Annotated in this window: 9 protein-coding genes and 1 rRNA gene; 1 reads left to right on the top strand and 9 read right to left on the bottom strand. The window is 41.8% G+C overall.

All coding sequences use genetic code 11. The features are described from left to right. The 8 genes from HMPREF1150_RS02955 to HMPREF1150_RS02990 form a co-directional block, all read right to left on the bottom strand. A 16S ribosomal RNA gene (locus tag HMPREF1150_RS02955) occupies window positions 1-356 on the bottom strand; the annotation flags it as partial. Window positions 357-658: 302 nt separating this feature from the next. Beyond that, complete coding sequence (locus HMPREF1150_RS02960; protein ID WP_004185480.1) at window positions 659-1585, bottom strand: ATP-binding cassette domain-containing protein; 927 nt, start codon at window positions 1583-1585, stop codon at window positions 659-661. A gap of 10 nt (window positions 1586-1595) precedes the next feature. Beyond that, on the bottom strand, window positions 1596-2663 hold the full coding sequence (locus HMPREF1150_RS02965; RefSeq protein WP_002893620.1) for an ABC transporter ATP-binding protein: 1068 nt from the start codon (window positions 2661-2663) through the stop codon (window positions 1596-1598). Between the two features lie 8 nt (window positions 2664-2671). Further along, on the bottom strand, window positions 2672-3598 hold the full coding sequence (gene oppC / locus HMPREF1150_RS02970) for an oligopeptide ABC transporter permease OppC (RefSeq protein ID WP_002898857.1): 927 nt from the start codon (window positions 3596-3598) through the stop codon (window positions 2672-2674). Further along, window positions 3598-5094, bottom strand: coding sequence for an ABC transporter permease (locus HMPREF1150_RS02975; RefSeq protein WP_002902452.1), 1497 nt, complete (start codon window positions 5092-5094; stop codon window positions 3598-3600). The genes oppC and HMPREF1150_RS02975 overlap by 1 nt, the downstream gene beginning before the upstream one ends. Window positions 5095-5158: 64 nt before the next feature. Beyond that, window positions 5159-7144 carry a peptide ABC transporter substrate-binding protein gene (locus tag HMPREF1150_RS02980; protein ID WP_002902450.1) on the bottom strand — a complete coding sequence of 662 codons (1986 nt, stop codon included), beginning with the start codon at window positions 7142-7144 and terminating at the stop codon, window positions 5159-5161. A gap of 232 nt (window positions 7145-7376) precedes the next feature. After that, on the bottom strand, window positions 7377-9347 hold the full coding sequence (locus tag HMPREF1150_RS02985) for a peptide ABC transporter substrate-binding protein (protein ID WP_009660121.1): 1971 nt from the start codon (window positions 9345-9347) through the stop codon (window positions 7377-7379). Between the two features lie 175 nt (window positions 9348-9522). Then, a complete protein-coding gene (locus tag HMPREF1150_RS02990; protein ID WP_009660057.1) occupies window positions 9523-11478 on the bottom strand; it encodes a peptide ABC transporter substrate-binding protein in 1956 nt (651 codons plus the stop codon). 295 nt (window positions 11479-11773) lie between these two features. On the opposite strand from HMPREF1150_RS02990, the gene pbp3 reads away from it, so the two are divergent. Further along, window positions 11774-13042 carry a D-alanyl-D-alanine carboxypeptidase PBP3 gene (gene pbp3 / locus HMPREF1150_RS02995; protein WP_009660110.1) on the top strand — a complete coding sequence of 423 codons (1269 nt, stop codon included), beginning with the start codon at window positions 11774-11776 and terminating at the stop codon, window positions 13040-13042. 139 nt (window positions 13043-13181) lie between these two features. On the opposite strand, the gene sufB is transcribed toward pbp3, so the two are convergent. After that, window positions 13182-14594: a Fe-S cluster assembly protein SufB gene (sufB, locus tag HMPREF1150_RS03000; RefSeq protein WP_002893631.1), complete on the bottom strand. Its 1413-nt coding sequence runs from the start codon at window positions 14592-14594 to the stop codon at window positions 13182-13184. Window positions 14595-14601 lie beyond the last annotated feature (7 nt).

Raw genomic sequence — 14601 nt, 5'->3', positions numbered from 1 at the left:
CTCCCGTAGGCGTCTGGGCCGTGTCTCAGTCCCAGTGTGGCCGATCACCCTCTCAGGTCGGCTATGTATCGTCGCCTTGGTGAGCCGTTACCTCACCAACTAGCTAATACAACGCAGGTCCATCTGGTAGTGATGCAATTGCATCTTTTAAACAGCTGTCATGCAACAACTGTTGTTATGCGGTATTAGCTATCGTTTCCAATAGTTATCCCCCGCTACCAGGCAGGTTACCTACGCGTTACTCACCCGTTCGCAACTCATCCAAGAAGAGCAAGCTCCTCTCTTCAGCGTTCTACTTGCATGTATTAGGCACGCCGCCAGCGTTCGTCCTGAGCCAGGATCAAACTCTCATTAAAAAGTTTGAGTTCGCACTCATTACTGTCCACTGACAGATTTATTTTCGTTTTTTTGACAGGTTACATATCTCTATGTCACCCTGCACTTGGTTCGTCTTGTTCAGTTTTCAAAGGGCTTTGTCTTTCGCGACAACTATATTAGTATATCACCTATACCACCCAACTGTCAATACCTTTTTTGAAAAAAATTAAAAAATTATTATTTTTAAATTGGTGAATAGTTTTACATACCTTTGAGGATGGTAAATTGACCTACATTCTTTCTTTTAAAGGCGCAAAAAATGCCCTTTCGGACATTTTTTCTATTTTTGTTCTTGTTTATACTTTTCGAGTTCAGCTTTATTAGCCCAGACGTAGTGTCCTGGACGAATCTCAGACATTTCTGGTTTGTCAACAGAATAATCGTGCTGTTCAGGATCATAGACCTTCAACACTTTTTTACGCTCCAAGATTGGGTCTGGAATTGGAACAGCTGAGAGCAGGGATTGTGTATAAGGGTGGACAGGATGGTTGAACAATTCCTCTGTCTCTGCCACTTCTACAATGACACCTTTGTAAATCACGGCGATACGATCAGAAATAAAACGAACTACCGAAAGGTCATGGGCAATAAACAGGTAGGTCAAGCCAAGCTCTTTTTGAAATTTTTTCAAAAGATTCAAAACCTGAGCCCGAACAGATACGTCCAAGGCAGAAATCGGCTCATCAGCAATAACGAAGTCTGGTTGCATGACCAGAGCACGAGCAATCCCAATCCGCTGACGCTGTCCACCAGAGAATTCGTGAGGATAGCGAGTTAAATGCTCAGCCAACAAACCAACTTCATTGATGATATCTTTGACTTTTCTTTGACGATCTTCTTCGCTATCAAACAAATGGTAATTATAGAGCCCCTCAGATATGATATAGTCAACCGTTGCACGTTCATTCAGGCTAGCTGCTGGGTCTTGGAAAATCATCTGAATCTTGCGAATCAAGTCTGCTTCTTCTGCTTTTGACTTTTTACCATTAATCTTTTTGCCTTCGTAGAAGATATCGCCTGCACTGGTATCATTAAGGCCGATAATAGCTCGACCAATAGTAGTCTTACCAGAGCCTGATTCCCCTACAAGAGAGAAAGTTTCCCCCTTGTTGATGAAGAAATTTGCATTTTTAACTGCCACAAATTTCTTACTTCCTTCACCGAAGGAAATTTCTAAATCTTTAATTTCAACTAATTTTTCAGTCATTTCCTTCCTCCTAAGCTTCTAATTGATTGAAGCCCATTTTTGAACGAATTTTTTCATGCAGGTTTTCGATGATCTCTGGTTTATCAACCTTAGGTGCATCTTCGTGCAGCAGCCAAGTCTTAGCCCAATGAGTATCTGACACATTGAAAGCTGGTGCTTCTTCTTCAAAGTCAATTGACATGGCATAGTCAGAACGCAATGCAAAGGCATCCCCTTTGATTGGTGAATAAAGTGACGGCGGAGTACCAGGAATCGAGTAGAGCGCACCATTCGCATCTGCCAACTGAGGTAAACTGGATAGCAAACTCCATGTATAAGGATGTTTTGGCTCGTAGAAGATTTCTTCAACTGTACCGTATTCTACAATTTCACCGGCATACATGACCGCAACCTTATCTGCAATACTAGCCACAACACCAAGGTCGTGCGTAATAAAGATAGTTGTGAAATGATATTCTTGCTGCAATGATTTGAGCAAGTCAATGATCTGCGCTTGAATCGTTACATCGAGGGCCGTTGTCGGCTCATCACAGATAAGAATATCAGGGCGGCAAGCCAAGGCAATAGCAATTACAATCCGCTGACGCATACCACCTGAGTATTGGAAAGGATATTCTTCGAAACGTTTTTCTGCATCTGGAATCCCGACCTTACTCATGTAGTCAATGGCCATTTTTTTAGCTTCTTTGGCTGATTTTCCTTGGTGCTTGATAATGACCTCTGTAATCTGGCTCCCAATCGTATTAATGGGATCCAAGCTCGTCATCGGATCTTGGAAGATAGTTGCAATTTTTGCACCGCGAATCGGCTCCCAATCCTTATTACTCCGAAGAGTTGTCAAATCTTTGCCGCGGTAGTCAATGGTTCCTTGGGCTACACGGCCATTTTCTTCTAACATACCAGTAAAGGTTTTGGTTAAGACAGACTTACCTGAACCAGATTCACCAACAATAGCCAGTACTTCGCCTTCAATCAAGTCCAGAGAGACTCCGCGAATGGCTGTTAAAACTCGGTCGCGAACATCAAATTCCACGACAATATCGCGAGCAGTCAATATTACATTTTCATTCTTTGTCATATTTACTCCTATCTATGTGTACGTGGATCGCTGGCGTCGGCTAAGTTTTGACCAACTACGAAGAAAGTAAGGGATACCAAAATCAGAGTTGTGAGTGGAATCCAAAAGAGGTAAGCATTTGTCGTCACGTTTTGTGAATAATCTGAAATCAAGCGTCCCAAACTTGGCACTGTTACAGGAAGCCCTAATCCAAAGAAGGACAGAAAGGCTTCGTAAGAGATAAAGCTTGGCAACATTTGTGAAGTGGTGGTCACAATAACAGATACCAACTGCGGCATAATGTTCTTCGTTACAATCTTGAGAGTTGGTGTACCAAGAGTACGAGAGGCAAGGTTGTATTCCAAATCCCGATAGCGCATAATCTGCACACGGATAGTGTAGGCAATACCGACCCAACCAGTAATCGTCATGGCAAAAATAAGATTCCAGAAACCAGCACCGATAGAGTAGGTCAAGACAATGACAATCAAGAGGGCTGGGATATTTGAAATGATATTGTAGATTTCCATCATGACACGGTCAACTGTTTTGGAAATTCCCCAGATGCCGCCAATGATAACTCCGATAGCCAGATTAATAACCGTCGCAATAATCGAAATAAGAATAGAGTTACGGGCACCAAACCAAACACCGTCAAAGAGAGACTTACCATTACTATCTGTTCCAAACCAGTACTGGGCACTTGGCTTGATATAACGCATGCTAAAATCATTTACCTTGCTCACGTCATTAAAGTCGAAGTTTGAAAACATAGGATAAATGAAGCTCATAAGAATAATGGCAATCAGAATCCCCAGCATGGTAATGGTTGATTTCTTTTTCAGAAATTGACGCATGACTGATTTCCAGTAAGAGTAGGCTGGAGCATCAATCGTTTCAGAGGCAAAATCGTCACGTTTGACAAATTGGAATTTGCTTTTATCAATTGTAGCCATTATTTACCTCCTTTTGATGTTAACTTGATACGTGGGTCCAGTACAGTCATCAGAATGTCACCCAGCAAGAGAGCAAAGATAGACAGACATGTGAAGATGAATACAAGACCAACAACCATAGAGTTATTGGATGCCTTGACGGAATCAATCAGCATCTTACCCATACCAGGGAAAGCAAAGACTGTTTCTGTCAAGGTCGCACCTGCAATAACACCAACGATAGAAGCTGGGATACTAGATACCAGCGGCACCATAGCGTTTTTAAAGATGTGCTTGTTAGAAATTTCTTTTTCAGAGAGTCCCTTTGCACGCGCAAAGCGGACAAAGTCCTGAGACTGCAGGTCAATCATATACCGGCGAATCCAAACTGCTGTCCAAGGAGCACTCAAAAGCCCTAAAATGACAGCTGGCAGAACATAAGAACGCCAATCTCCCGCACCCAAGATTGGGAAGGAATCTGGAAGACCAACAGCAGACCCCGCCAAACGGACAATGTAAACCAAGGCAATGGTTGGCAGTGACATCATAAAGGTCAAGCCCGCTGTAGAAATGCTATCAAACCATGTATTCTTGAGTCGAGCCATGTAGGAACCGAGTGGAATAGCAATCAGATAAGACAGAGCCACACCAATCAAACCGATAATGGCTGAGCTGGTAATCATGGATGGATTTTGATAGTTGCTTTGAGTCGCTGTATAGGCATCTCCCTTACCAAACTTAGCAATGTCCTGTGAATCGGCTTTGCTTGGCGTCTTGTAAGTACGAGAATAAATATTAACAGACGATGTCTTTTTACCTGTTGGGAATTGAACTTCGGAAGACTTAGTTTGTCCTTGCCCTTGTGTAATAACCTGCAGAACAGGGATATTGGCATAGGTTGGATAAGAATTACCTAAATTAAAGGTAATAAAGTTCTGGTGGACAAATGGAAACTGACCATTAAAGTAAAGCAAATATTTATGCTTAGTACCAGAACCCACAAGAGACCAGCCAACAGAAGGATCATTTTCAAACCGGATATAACGCTCTAGGTTTGGATTCTCCTCATCTTGGATAACATTTGGATGGTCAATTTGAATCAAATTAGCATAGAACTCAAAGACACGTTCATAAACAGGTACTTCACGTACAGCATAGAATTCTCCGCTCAGTGGGAATTTCTGCAATTTCCAGCCATTACCGAGTTTATCAATATACTTCTGATAAATCTTCTCGTTTGCTTCAGTAGCTTCTGTGGTAACAGAAGAATCTTCCTTACTGGCTTTCTCCTGCAGCTCCTTGGTATCATAATAGTCAATGTAACCCATCCGCTCAAAGATGGTGTTTTCATAGTTAGTCTTTTTATCTTTATTGGTCGCTATCTTATTATAGTTAGGATCCTGCTTGAAAATCAACCTTCTTGGCACCATAGTATAGATAATGGCATAAGTCAGGGTCGTCACCAAGAAAATCGACACAATTGAGCGTAAGATACGCATAAAAATATATTTTTTCATTTATCGTTTCCTTTAAATTCCAAAAGAACTTTCTCCTCTATTAGAGAAAGTTCTCTTAGCAAGCTTATTTCACGTGGTCTGCTAATTCTTCTTGAGCTTTTTTATTAGATTCAGCACGTTCTTTATTCCATTTTTCCTGAGCGCTATTATAATCTTTTGTCGTTACAGGCTCATCCTGCAATTTCATGTATTTATAACTTGCTGCTTCACGCGCCTTAGCACCAGACCAAGCAAACGGTGCTGAGAAAGGCACTACCTTAGTCAAGGTTGGACGACCTGTTCTAGAAGTTACCGGAATCAACAAAGCACTATCAGTCAGCCAAGCCTGAGCAGCCGCATATTTTTCATAACGCTTGTTCAAATCTTGCTTTTCTGCACCAGCTTCGTCAACCAGCTTGGTATATTCATCCAAACCAACTTGTTTCGCTGCGGCATTATCTGTGCCATCAAATCCTAAGAAGGTCTTGGTGTTTTCACCACCAGGTTTGATAACATCAAGATAGGTAGATGGATCTTGATAGTCCGGAGACCAGCCGACATTATCTGAAATATCCCAGTCCTCTTCAGCAGCAGAAGGAGCAAACAAGGTAATGTTAGTCACTTCATCCTTAGACAATTGGTGAACATCAATCACAACATTATCTGTTCCCAAAGTCTTCTCAATGGATTGCTTGAGGGATTGAACGCGCTGTACTTTAGAAGTAGCTGTTTGATCAACCGGAATGTCCAGATGAATTGGGAATTCCACTCCATCAGCTTTCAAAGCTTCTTTTGCTTTAGCGAATTCAGCCTTTGCTTTGTTCTCGTTATAGAGACCATCTTGACCATCTGAGAAGTCAACGTCTTTCCATTCGTCGCCATAAGTTACTACTTTTTCCTTAACTAAGTCACCGAAGGACTTGTCACCAGCCTGCACAAATGTAGGTGGGATGTAAAGGTTACGAAGAAGTTTGTCTGCTCCGTCCTTACCATTAATCTGAGATGCATAGGACTCACGATTGAAGGCAAAGGTCAAAGCCTGACGGAAGTCCTTGTTAAGCAAGGCTTTCTTAGTTGAAGTCTTTTGAGCTTCTGATGTCTTAGCAGTATGGTTGTAAGACTGACGATCAATGTTTGTGCCTACCAAGAAAGTTGAAGCATCTTGAGGTGTATAGACGATATTATCTTTAAAGTCTTTTTCAACCTTTTCATAAGTCGCACTAGTTGGGAAAAGTCTGGCTGTTGTCAATGCGCCTTGGCTGAACTGCTCAGCTAGTTTCCCTTGATCTTGTCCATCATAGAAAGAGAGTTTAACTGCATCTACGTGAACATTTTCTTTGTCCCAATAATTAGGATTCTTCTCAAATTGAATTTCAGATTTTGAAGTCAATGATTTAAGCAAGAAAGGTCCGTTATAAAGCAAGCTTGTTGGATCAGTTGCTTGAGCGAACTTATCGCCTTGGTTTTCCAAAAAGTCTTTGTTTACTGGGTAGAGAATCCCCATTGTAGTCTTAGAGTTCCAGAAGCTTTCTGGCTCATTAAGAGTATACTCAACGGTATGATCATCGACCGCTTTGATCCCTACTTCTGAGAAATCAATCTTCCCAGAAATATAGTCCTTAAGCCCTTTGACAGAATCCTGAACCAAGTACAGTGTTTCAGATTTATTGTCTGCTGCATACTTAAGACCTGTAACAAAGTCTTCTGCTGTGACATCTGCGTATTCTTCACCTTCGGAAGTATACCACTTAGCATTTTTGCGAAGTTTGTAAGTGTAAGTTTTCCCATCTGGGGATACAGTCCATTCCTCTGCCATTGAAGGAACCAAGTTTCCATATTGGTCGTTTTCTAAAAGACCGTCAATGACATTGGCTGTCAAGTCTGTTGTAGCAGCCTTACTTGAAGTGAGATAGTTCAAGTTTTCAGGATCTGTCTCGTAGATATAATTAAAGGTGTTAGAAGAGTCTGAGCTGCCTGACTTTGTGTTTGGCTTAGAGCCTGAGCAAGCTGCAAGAAAGCCAGCTGCAAGAAGAGTAACTCCTGCTAGCGCAAGGACTTTACTTTGTTTCATATGGGTTTCTCCATCTTTTAGATTTTTAGATTTAATTAAGATTATAGCATAGATAGTACTAAAAGTAAAATAAATTTTCAGAATATTAAGTTAGCTCACTGGCACCCTCAGATGTTTATGTAATTAGGTTTCCCGCATGTCTGTCATCTAGGATTAGACAACTTTAGTCTCGCCTATTCCGCCTCTAAAATCATCAAAAATCCCACTGTTGCTACAATGGGATTTTCTTGCTTTATTTGATATGTTCTGCGAGTTCTTTTTGAGCTTTTTTATTGGATTCTTCCTTTTCTTTTGCCCATTTTTCACGCGCTTTTTCATATTCTTTAGTCGTTATTGGTTTATCTTGGATTTCAACATATTTAAAGCTGTATTCACCCTTGTTTCCAGTCCAAGCAAATGGTCCTGAGAATGGAACAACCTTACGGACACTTGGTGTTGCACCAGATGACCATGCCGGCATCAACAGGGCACTGTCTGTCAGCCAAGCCTGAGCTGCTGCATATTTTTCGTAACGTTTGTTAATGTCCTCGTTTTCTGAAGCAGCGTCTTCCAAGAGTTTATCATACTCTTCAAAGCCAGCCTCTTTAGCTGCTGCATTATCCGTACCAGGATCAAATCCAAAGTAGCTGTCAACATTTTCACCTGTCTTAGAACCAGTGATTTCCAAATAAGAAGATGGATCGTTATAATCTGGGCTCCAACCGAGATTATTATTCAAATCCCAGTCTTCTTGGGATGCAGAGGTCGCAAAGTAGGTGATATTATTCAACTCATCATCTGTCATCTGCTGAATATCAATTACTACATTGTCAGAGCCAAGGTTGGCTTCAATAGACTGCTTCAATGACTGAACACTCTTAACACCATTGGTATCTGCTGAGCTGACCGGGATATCCAGATGAATTGGGAATTCCACTCCTTCTGCCTGCAGCGCTTCTTTAGCTTTGGCAAATTCTGCCTTGGCTTTTTCTGGATTATAAAAGCCATCCTGAGCGTCGTCTAATTTGACTCCCTTCCACTCATCACCGTAACTAGCTAGATTTTCTTCTACAATGCTGCCGAACTCTTTACCATTAGCTTGAACAAAGGTTGGCGGAACAAAGGTATTACGAAGTTGCTTGTCTGCTGCTTCTTCGCCATTGGTTTGGGCAGAATAGGCAGTACGGTCAAAGGCAAAAAGCAGAGCCTGACGGAAATCTTTATTGAGCAGTGCTTTCTTAGTGGACGATTTCTGTGCATCCGTTGTCTTAGAAGTATGCTCGTAAGACTGACGGTCGATATTAGTTGTAACAAAGAAGGTTCCTGAACCTTGAGGAGTGTAGACGATATTGTCACCATACTGTTTCTTCACACTGGCAAAGTTGGAGCTATTTGGGAAAAGACGAGCAATGGTGTAATTGCCGTCAGAGAAGCCACGCACTAGAGATTCTGTATCTTGACCATCATAGTAAGAGAACTTGACAGTGTCAATTTTTACCTTTTCCTTATCCCAATAGTTTGGATTTTTCTCTAAGCTAATTTGAGATTTCGAAGTGATGGATTTCAAGATAAACGGACCGTTATAGAGGACACTGGTCGGATCCGTTCCCTGAGCAAATTTGTCACCTTTTGATTTCAGAAATTCTTCATTGATCGGGAAAAGAATCCCCATGGTTGTCTTAGAATTCCAGAAACTTTCTGGCTGATTGAGAGTGTATTGAACAGTAGAATCATCCACCGCCTTGACACCCACTTGGGAGAAGTCAGTTATTTTACCATTGACATAGTCGTCCAAGCCTTTAATGGATTTTTGAACGATATAAAGACCATCAGACTTGCTGTCAGCGGCATGCTTCAGACTGGTTACAAAGTCCTTAGCAGTCACATCTGCATACTCTTCACCATCAGAAGTATACCATTTCACTCCCTCACGAAGCTTATAAGTATAGGTCAGACCATCTTTTGAAACGGTCCAATCTTCTGCCAAAGAAGGCACTAAGTTACCATACTTATCGCTTTCCAGCAAACCATCCACTACATTAGCCATAATCTCATTGGTTGCTCGTTTATTGGACACAGTGTAATCCAGCGTATCTGGATCTGCGGTATAAACATAGCTATAGTTTTTCCCAGATGAATTGGAGCCACCAAACGAACAGGCAGCCAGAATTCCTGCAGAGAGAATGACAAGCCCAGCAGCTGCAGCTAACTTAGATGTTTTCATAAACTTCCTCCAGTTTTCATTAAGATTACTTTCATTATAGCATTTCTGCGACAGGATGTAAACGCTTCAATGTAATGGAGGCCGATATAAAAAAGAGAGAACAAAAATGTTCTCTCAACTAAACAACTTGATTCAAGACAGCTAATAAAGTGTCAAACTTTTGCTGTTCAGAATCTTATTTGATATGTTTTTCTAGCTCTTCTTGGGCTTTTTTATTGGATGCTTCCTTTTCTTTTTCCCATTTCTTAAGAGCTGCTTCATAGTCTTTGGCTGTCACAATATCATTTTGGAGCTCCATGTTCTTAAAGACATAGGCATCTCCTTTAATTCCGACATAAGAGTAAGACTTGGTAAATGGCACAACCTTCTGAACGACTGGTGAACCACCACCAGAAACACTAGGAATAACAATGGAGCTATCCGTCAACCAAGCCTGAGCTGCTGCGTACTTGGTGTAACGAGCATCTGTATCTTGTTTTTCTTGATCAGCTTCATCCAGCAGAGCCTTGTATTCATTCAAGCCAACCTTATTTGCCACATCAGCATTTTTCCCTTTTTCTATACCAATATTATCTGCAGCATCACCTGTTTCAGGGTTAAAGATATTCAGATAAGTTGATGGATCTTGGTAGTCTGCTGACCAGCCAGACATGTTGAGATCGTAGTCTTTCTGAGCTGCTGTTTCTGCAAAGTAGGCTGAGTTATCAAAGTCGTCCGTAGACATTTGCTGAACATCGATGACAACATTTTCTTGGCCAAGCGCTGATTCGACAGACTGTTTGAAGGAATTCGTCCGTTGTACCATAACCTTATCAGACTGATCGACAGGGACGTCAATATGGATTGGGAATTCTACACCTTCAGCTTGCAAGGTTTCTTTTGCCTTGGCAAATTCCGCCTTGGCTTTATCAGCATTGTAGATGCTGTCTTGGGCATCTGTCAGTTTGACACCGCTCCACTCATCACCGTATGTAGGAAGTTTGCTCTCTACTACATCTGAAAAGTCTTTGCCATCAACCTGCACGAAGCTAGGAGGAACAAGTAAGCTACGGATGAGTTTAGTCGCCCCATCTTTACCATTCATCTGAGCTCCAAAAGATGTCCGGTCAAAGGCAAAGTTGATTGCCTGACGGAAGTCTTTATTTTGAATAGCAGCTGTAGTTGATGCCTTTTGAGCATCTGATGTCTTAGACGAATGATTATAAGTCTTACGATTCAGATTGAAAGCAAAATAGAAACTAGTTGAATTCTGTGGTGTGTAAATAATATTGTCTTTGTACTGCTTTTCTACAGAAGCATAGTTAGAGCTCGTAGGGTAAAGCCGTGCTTGAGAATAAGCCCCGTCTGAGAAGTTGCGGATCAAGGATTCCTGATCCGAACCATCAAAATAAGTCAGTTTTATATTTTCAACCTTGACATTGTCCTTATCCCAATAGTTCTGGTTTTTAGCATATTCAATGACAGACTTAGAAGTGAATGCTTTCAGAACATAAGGTCCGTTATAAAGAATGGAAGAAGGTTTTACGGTACCAAAATCTTTGCCTTGTGACTTCAAGAAATCCTCATTGATGGGGAACAGAATCCCCATGGTCGTCTTAGAGTTCCAGTAGCTTTCTGGCTGGTTGAGCGTGTATTCGACCGTGTGGTCATCAACTGCTTTTACTCCAACTGTTGAGAAGTCTTTAGACTCTCCTTTGACATAGGCATCCAAGCCTTTGATAGAGCTTTGGACGATAGGAAGAGCTTCAGAATTTTCATCTGCCGCGTGCTTCAAACCTGCTACAAAGTCTTGTGCTTTAACCTCTGCATATTCTTCACCATCTGATGTGTACCACTTAGCATCTTTACGAAGCTTATAGGTATAGGTCAAACCATCCTTTGAAACAGTCCAGTCTTCCGCAATAGATGGAACCAAATTGCCATATTTATCATTTTCTAAAAGGCCGTCCACCAAGTTTGTAATAACATCGGACGTAGTAGCCCGATTTGAATTGACATAGTCCAAAGTATCAGGGTCACTCAAATAGACATAAGAATAGGTATTGCTGGCACTAGAGTTTCCACAAGCAGCTAAAATCAGTGTTGACACGACTGTCAGTCCAGTAATGGCCAACCATTTAGATTTTTTCATGAGCATTCTCCTTCTCAATTCAGTATATTGTATTATTATACAATATTTTTCTAAAAAAGTAAACGCTTTATGTAAAAAAGTAATAATTTTCTATTTTTCAGCCTTATAAACTGTGTTATTTCAAATATTTTTTAATTATTGTCATATTTTTCTATGCTAAACTTTATAAAAATGCGTTTAAAGTCAATATCAGCGCCTTTTTACATCTATTCTGTAATATTTTTATTATCCTTCATTTGTGAAAGAAAAGAGCTTTTTATGATACAATGGTTATATCTTGTTTTAGGGGAAAGAAATGAAACGATTATTCCTATGTTTACTAGTTTTGGTCGGAATGACCGCCAGCAAGGTTGCAGCAGATGATTTCAACATTGCCGCTAAGAGCGCAATAGCTGTGGACGCTACTTCTGGAAAGATTCTCTACGAAAAAGATGCTAATACTCCAATCGAAGTCGGCTCCATCACCAATCTTTTGACCGTCTATCTGGTCTATGAAGCCATTGACAGAGGAGACCTGACTGCCGATACCTATGTTGATATCTCAGACTACGCCTACAATCTAATATCTAATCCAAATATCAGCAATGTCCCTTTGGAAGCCAAACGTTACAAAGTCAAGGACTTGATTGCCGCTTCCTTGATGTCCAGCTCCAACAGTGCCACGATTGCCTTGGCTGAGAAGGTTGGAGGCAGCGAAGAAAATTTCGTCCAGATGATGAAGGCTAAGCTTAAAGAATGGGGTATCAAAGATGCTACTATTGTGAACTCCACAGGGCTGAATACTCTTCTTCTAGAATACGCAACTGAAGAAACAGAGTATAGCGCCTCAGCTAGCACAGCTAAAAAAAGCAAGGATACTGAAAACAAATTCAGTGCCTACGACTTGGCTGTTATCAGCCGGCATCTGATTATGGACTTCCCTCAAGTGACAGAGATCACTTCCAAGTCCACAGCTAAAATCGCAGGGACGAGTCTTGAAAATTATAACTTCATGCTGGAAAACCAATCCAACTTCCGCTCAGGTGTAGACGGACTCAAAGCCGGCAGTTCGGATAAGGGTGGCTCTTCCTTTGTTGCGACAACTACTGAAAATGGCATCCGCATGATTACAGTTGTGCTGGACGTTGAGCAAACTGACGGCGACCCCTACGCACGCTTTGTAGCCACAGCGTCTTTAATGAACTATGTTTCGCAAAACTTCACCCAGACGACTATTGTGGCTGAGGGGGAGGCCTACAATAAAAGCCATTCAACAGTTATTGACGGCAAGCAAAAGACCGTTCCAGCCGTCGCCAGCAAGGATTTCACCATCATTGAGCGCATTGCCAATCAGGCTGAGCACAAGGTAGAATTTTCAACCAACGAAAAAGGCTTCCAAGCTCCGCTGAAAAAAAATACTGAACTTGGTACCCTGACCTATACCGACCCTGAACCGATCGGCCAAGGCTATCTGGAAAACAAAGCACCTTCTGTCACAATGGTGGCAGGCCAAGAGGTGGAAAAAAGTATTTTCTTCAAGGTCTGGTGGAATGACTTCGTCCGCTATGTCAACGAGAAACTATAAAAAACAGCCGCGAATCAAATGATTCGTGGCTGTTTTGTATGTTTTCTAAATGTTGGACTAGAACTAGCAAACTTCTTCTAATATTAACTCGCAATGCGGTTCTTCAAGCAGTGATTCAAAATTTTGCTTAGACGAAGCTTTACCCAACTGATCCTTCCATTTCATAACTGATCAAGCGGTTAAGCTCAACAGCATACTCCATAGGCAGTTCTTTGGTGAAAGGCTCAACAAAGCCCATGACAATCATTTCGGTGGCTTCAGACTCGGACAAGCCACGGCTCATGAGATAGTAGAGTTGTTCTTCTGAAATCTTAGAAACCTTGGCCTCATGCTCCAGAGCCACCTGAGAGTTATGAATTTCATTAAAAGGAATGGTATCTGATGCTGAAATATCATCCATGATAATCGTATCACACTCAATATGGCTGACAGATTTCTGTGAATTCTTTCCAAAGGTCACTTGACCGCGGTAATCCACCTTACCTCCACCCTTAGCAATAGACTTAGACACGATAGATGAGCTGGTATGCGGAGCATTATGAATCATCTTAGCCCCTGTATCTTGGTGCTGATTGGTATTGGCAAAGGCAATAGACAACATTGTTCCGCGCGCTCCAGGTCCATCCAGATAAACAGACGGATACTTCATAGTTGTTTTTGCACCAAGGTTCCCGTCAATCCACTCAACCGTCGCATCTTTCATAGCTCGCGCCCGCTTGGTCACGAGGTTGTAGACATTATCGGACCAGTTTTGAATAGTGGTGTAGCGCATATAGGCCCCATCGAGGGCAAAAATTTCAACAATCGCGGCATGTAGACTATTACTAGAGTACGTCGGAGCAGTACATCCCTCAACATAATGGACGCTAGCACCCTCATCAACGATAATCAAAGTCCGCTCAAACTGACCAGAATTTTCATTGTTAATCCGGAAATAAGTCTGCAAAGGAACATCTACCTTGACACCTTTTGGCACATAGATAAAGGTACCACCTGACCAGACGGCGGAGTTGAGAGCTGCTAGCTTGTTATCTGTCGGAGGAACCAGCTTAGCAAAATACTGCTTGAAGAGCTCTGGATATTCCTTAAGAGCTGAGTCGGTATCCGTAAAGACGATTCCTAGCTTTTGGAACTCTTCCTTCATATTGTGGTAGACCACTTCTGATTCATACTGGGCCGCCGCACCAGCGAGATAGGCTCTCTCCGCTTCTGGGATTCCAATTTTCTCAAAGGTTTCCTTAATCTTCTCAGGTACTTCATCCCAGCTTCTAGCAGGTTTATCAGAGGCCTTTTGGTAATAAATCAAGTCGTCGAAATTAATTTCTGACAAATCCGGCCCCCAAGTCTGCATTGGCATCTTCTTGAAAGCCTCGTAGGATTTGAGGCGGAAATCCAGCATCCATTCTGGTTCATCCTTGGCTGCAGAAAGCTCACGAATGACCGCTTCATTCAGCCCTTTCCCTGTCGAGAGGACAGGTTCAACATCGTCATGGAAACCAAACTTGTACTCTCCGAGATCAATCGGTTTTGGTTCTACTCTTTCTTCTGACATAATTTCC

It is taken from the genome of Streptococcus sp. AS14 (assembly GCF_000286495.1).
Taxonomy (GTDB): Bacteria; Bacillota; Bacilli; order Lactobacillales; family Streptococcaceae; genus Streptococcus; species Streptococcus sanguinis_P.
The sequence above is the reverse complement of the archived record's forward strand: the minus strand, read 5'-3'. Positions and strand labels throughout refer to the sequence as shown.

Bases quoted from the DNA above. Each gene is read 5' to 3' on its own strand.
- HMPREF1150_RS02960 (WP_004185480.1), bottom strand. From the start codon at position 1,585: ATGACTGAAAAATTAGTTGAAATTAAAGATTTAGAAATTTCCTTCGGT.
- HMPREF1150_RS02965 (WP_002893620.1), bottom strand. From the start codon at position 2,663: ATGACAAAGAATGAAAATGTAATATTGACTGCTCGCGATATTGTCGTG.
- oppC (WP_002898857.1), bottom strand. From the start codon at position 3,598: ATGGCTACAATTGATAAAAGCAAATTCCAATTTGTCAAACGTGACGAT.
- HMPREF1150_RS02975 (WP_002902452.1), bottom strand. From the start codon at position 5,094: ATGAAAAAATATATTTTTATGCGTATCTTACGCTCAATTGTGTCGATT.
- HMPREF1150_RS02980 (WP_002902450.1), bottom strand. From the start codon at position 7,144: ATGAAACAAAGTAAAGTCCTTGCGCTAGCAGGAGTTACTCTTCTTGCA.
- HMPREF1150_RS02985 (WP_009660121.1), bottom strand. From the start codon at position 9,347: ATGAAAACATCTAAGTTAGCTGCAGCTGCTGGGCTTGTCATTCTCTCT.
- HMPREF1150_RS02990 (WP_009660057.1), bottom strand. From the start codon at position 11,478: ATGAAAAAATCTAAATGGTTGGCCATTACTGGACTGACAGTCGTGTCA.
- pbp3 (WP_009660110.1), top strand. From the start codon at position 11,774: ATGAAACGATTATTCCTATGTTTACTAGTTTTGGTCGGAATGACCGCC.
- sufB (WP_002893631.1), bottom strand. From the start codon at position 14,594: ATGTCAGAAGAAAGAGTAGAACCAAAACCGATTGATCTCGGAGAGTAC.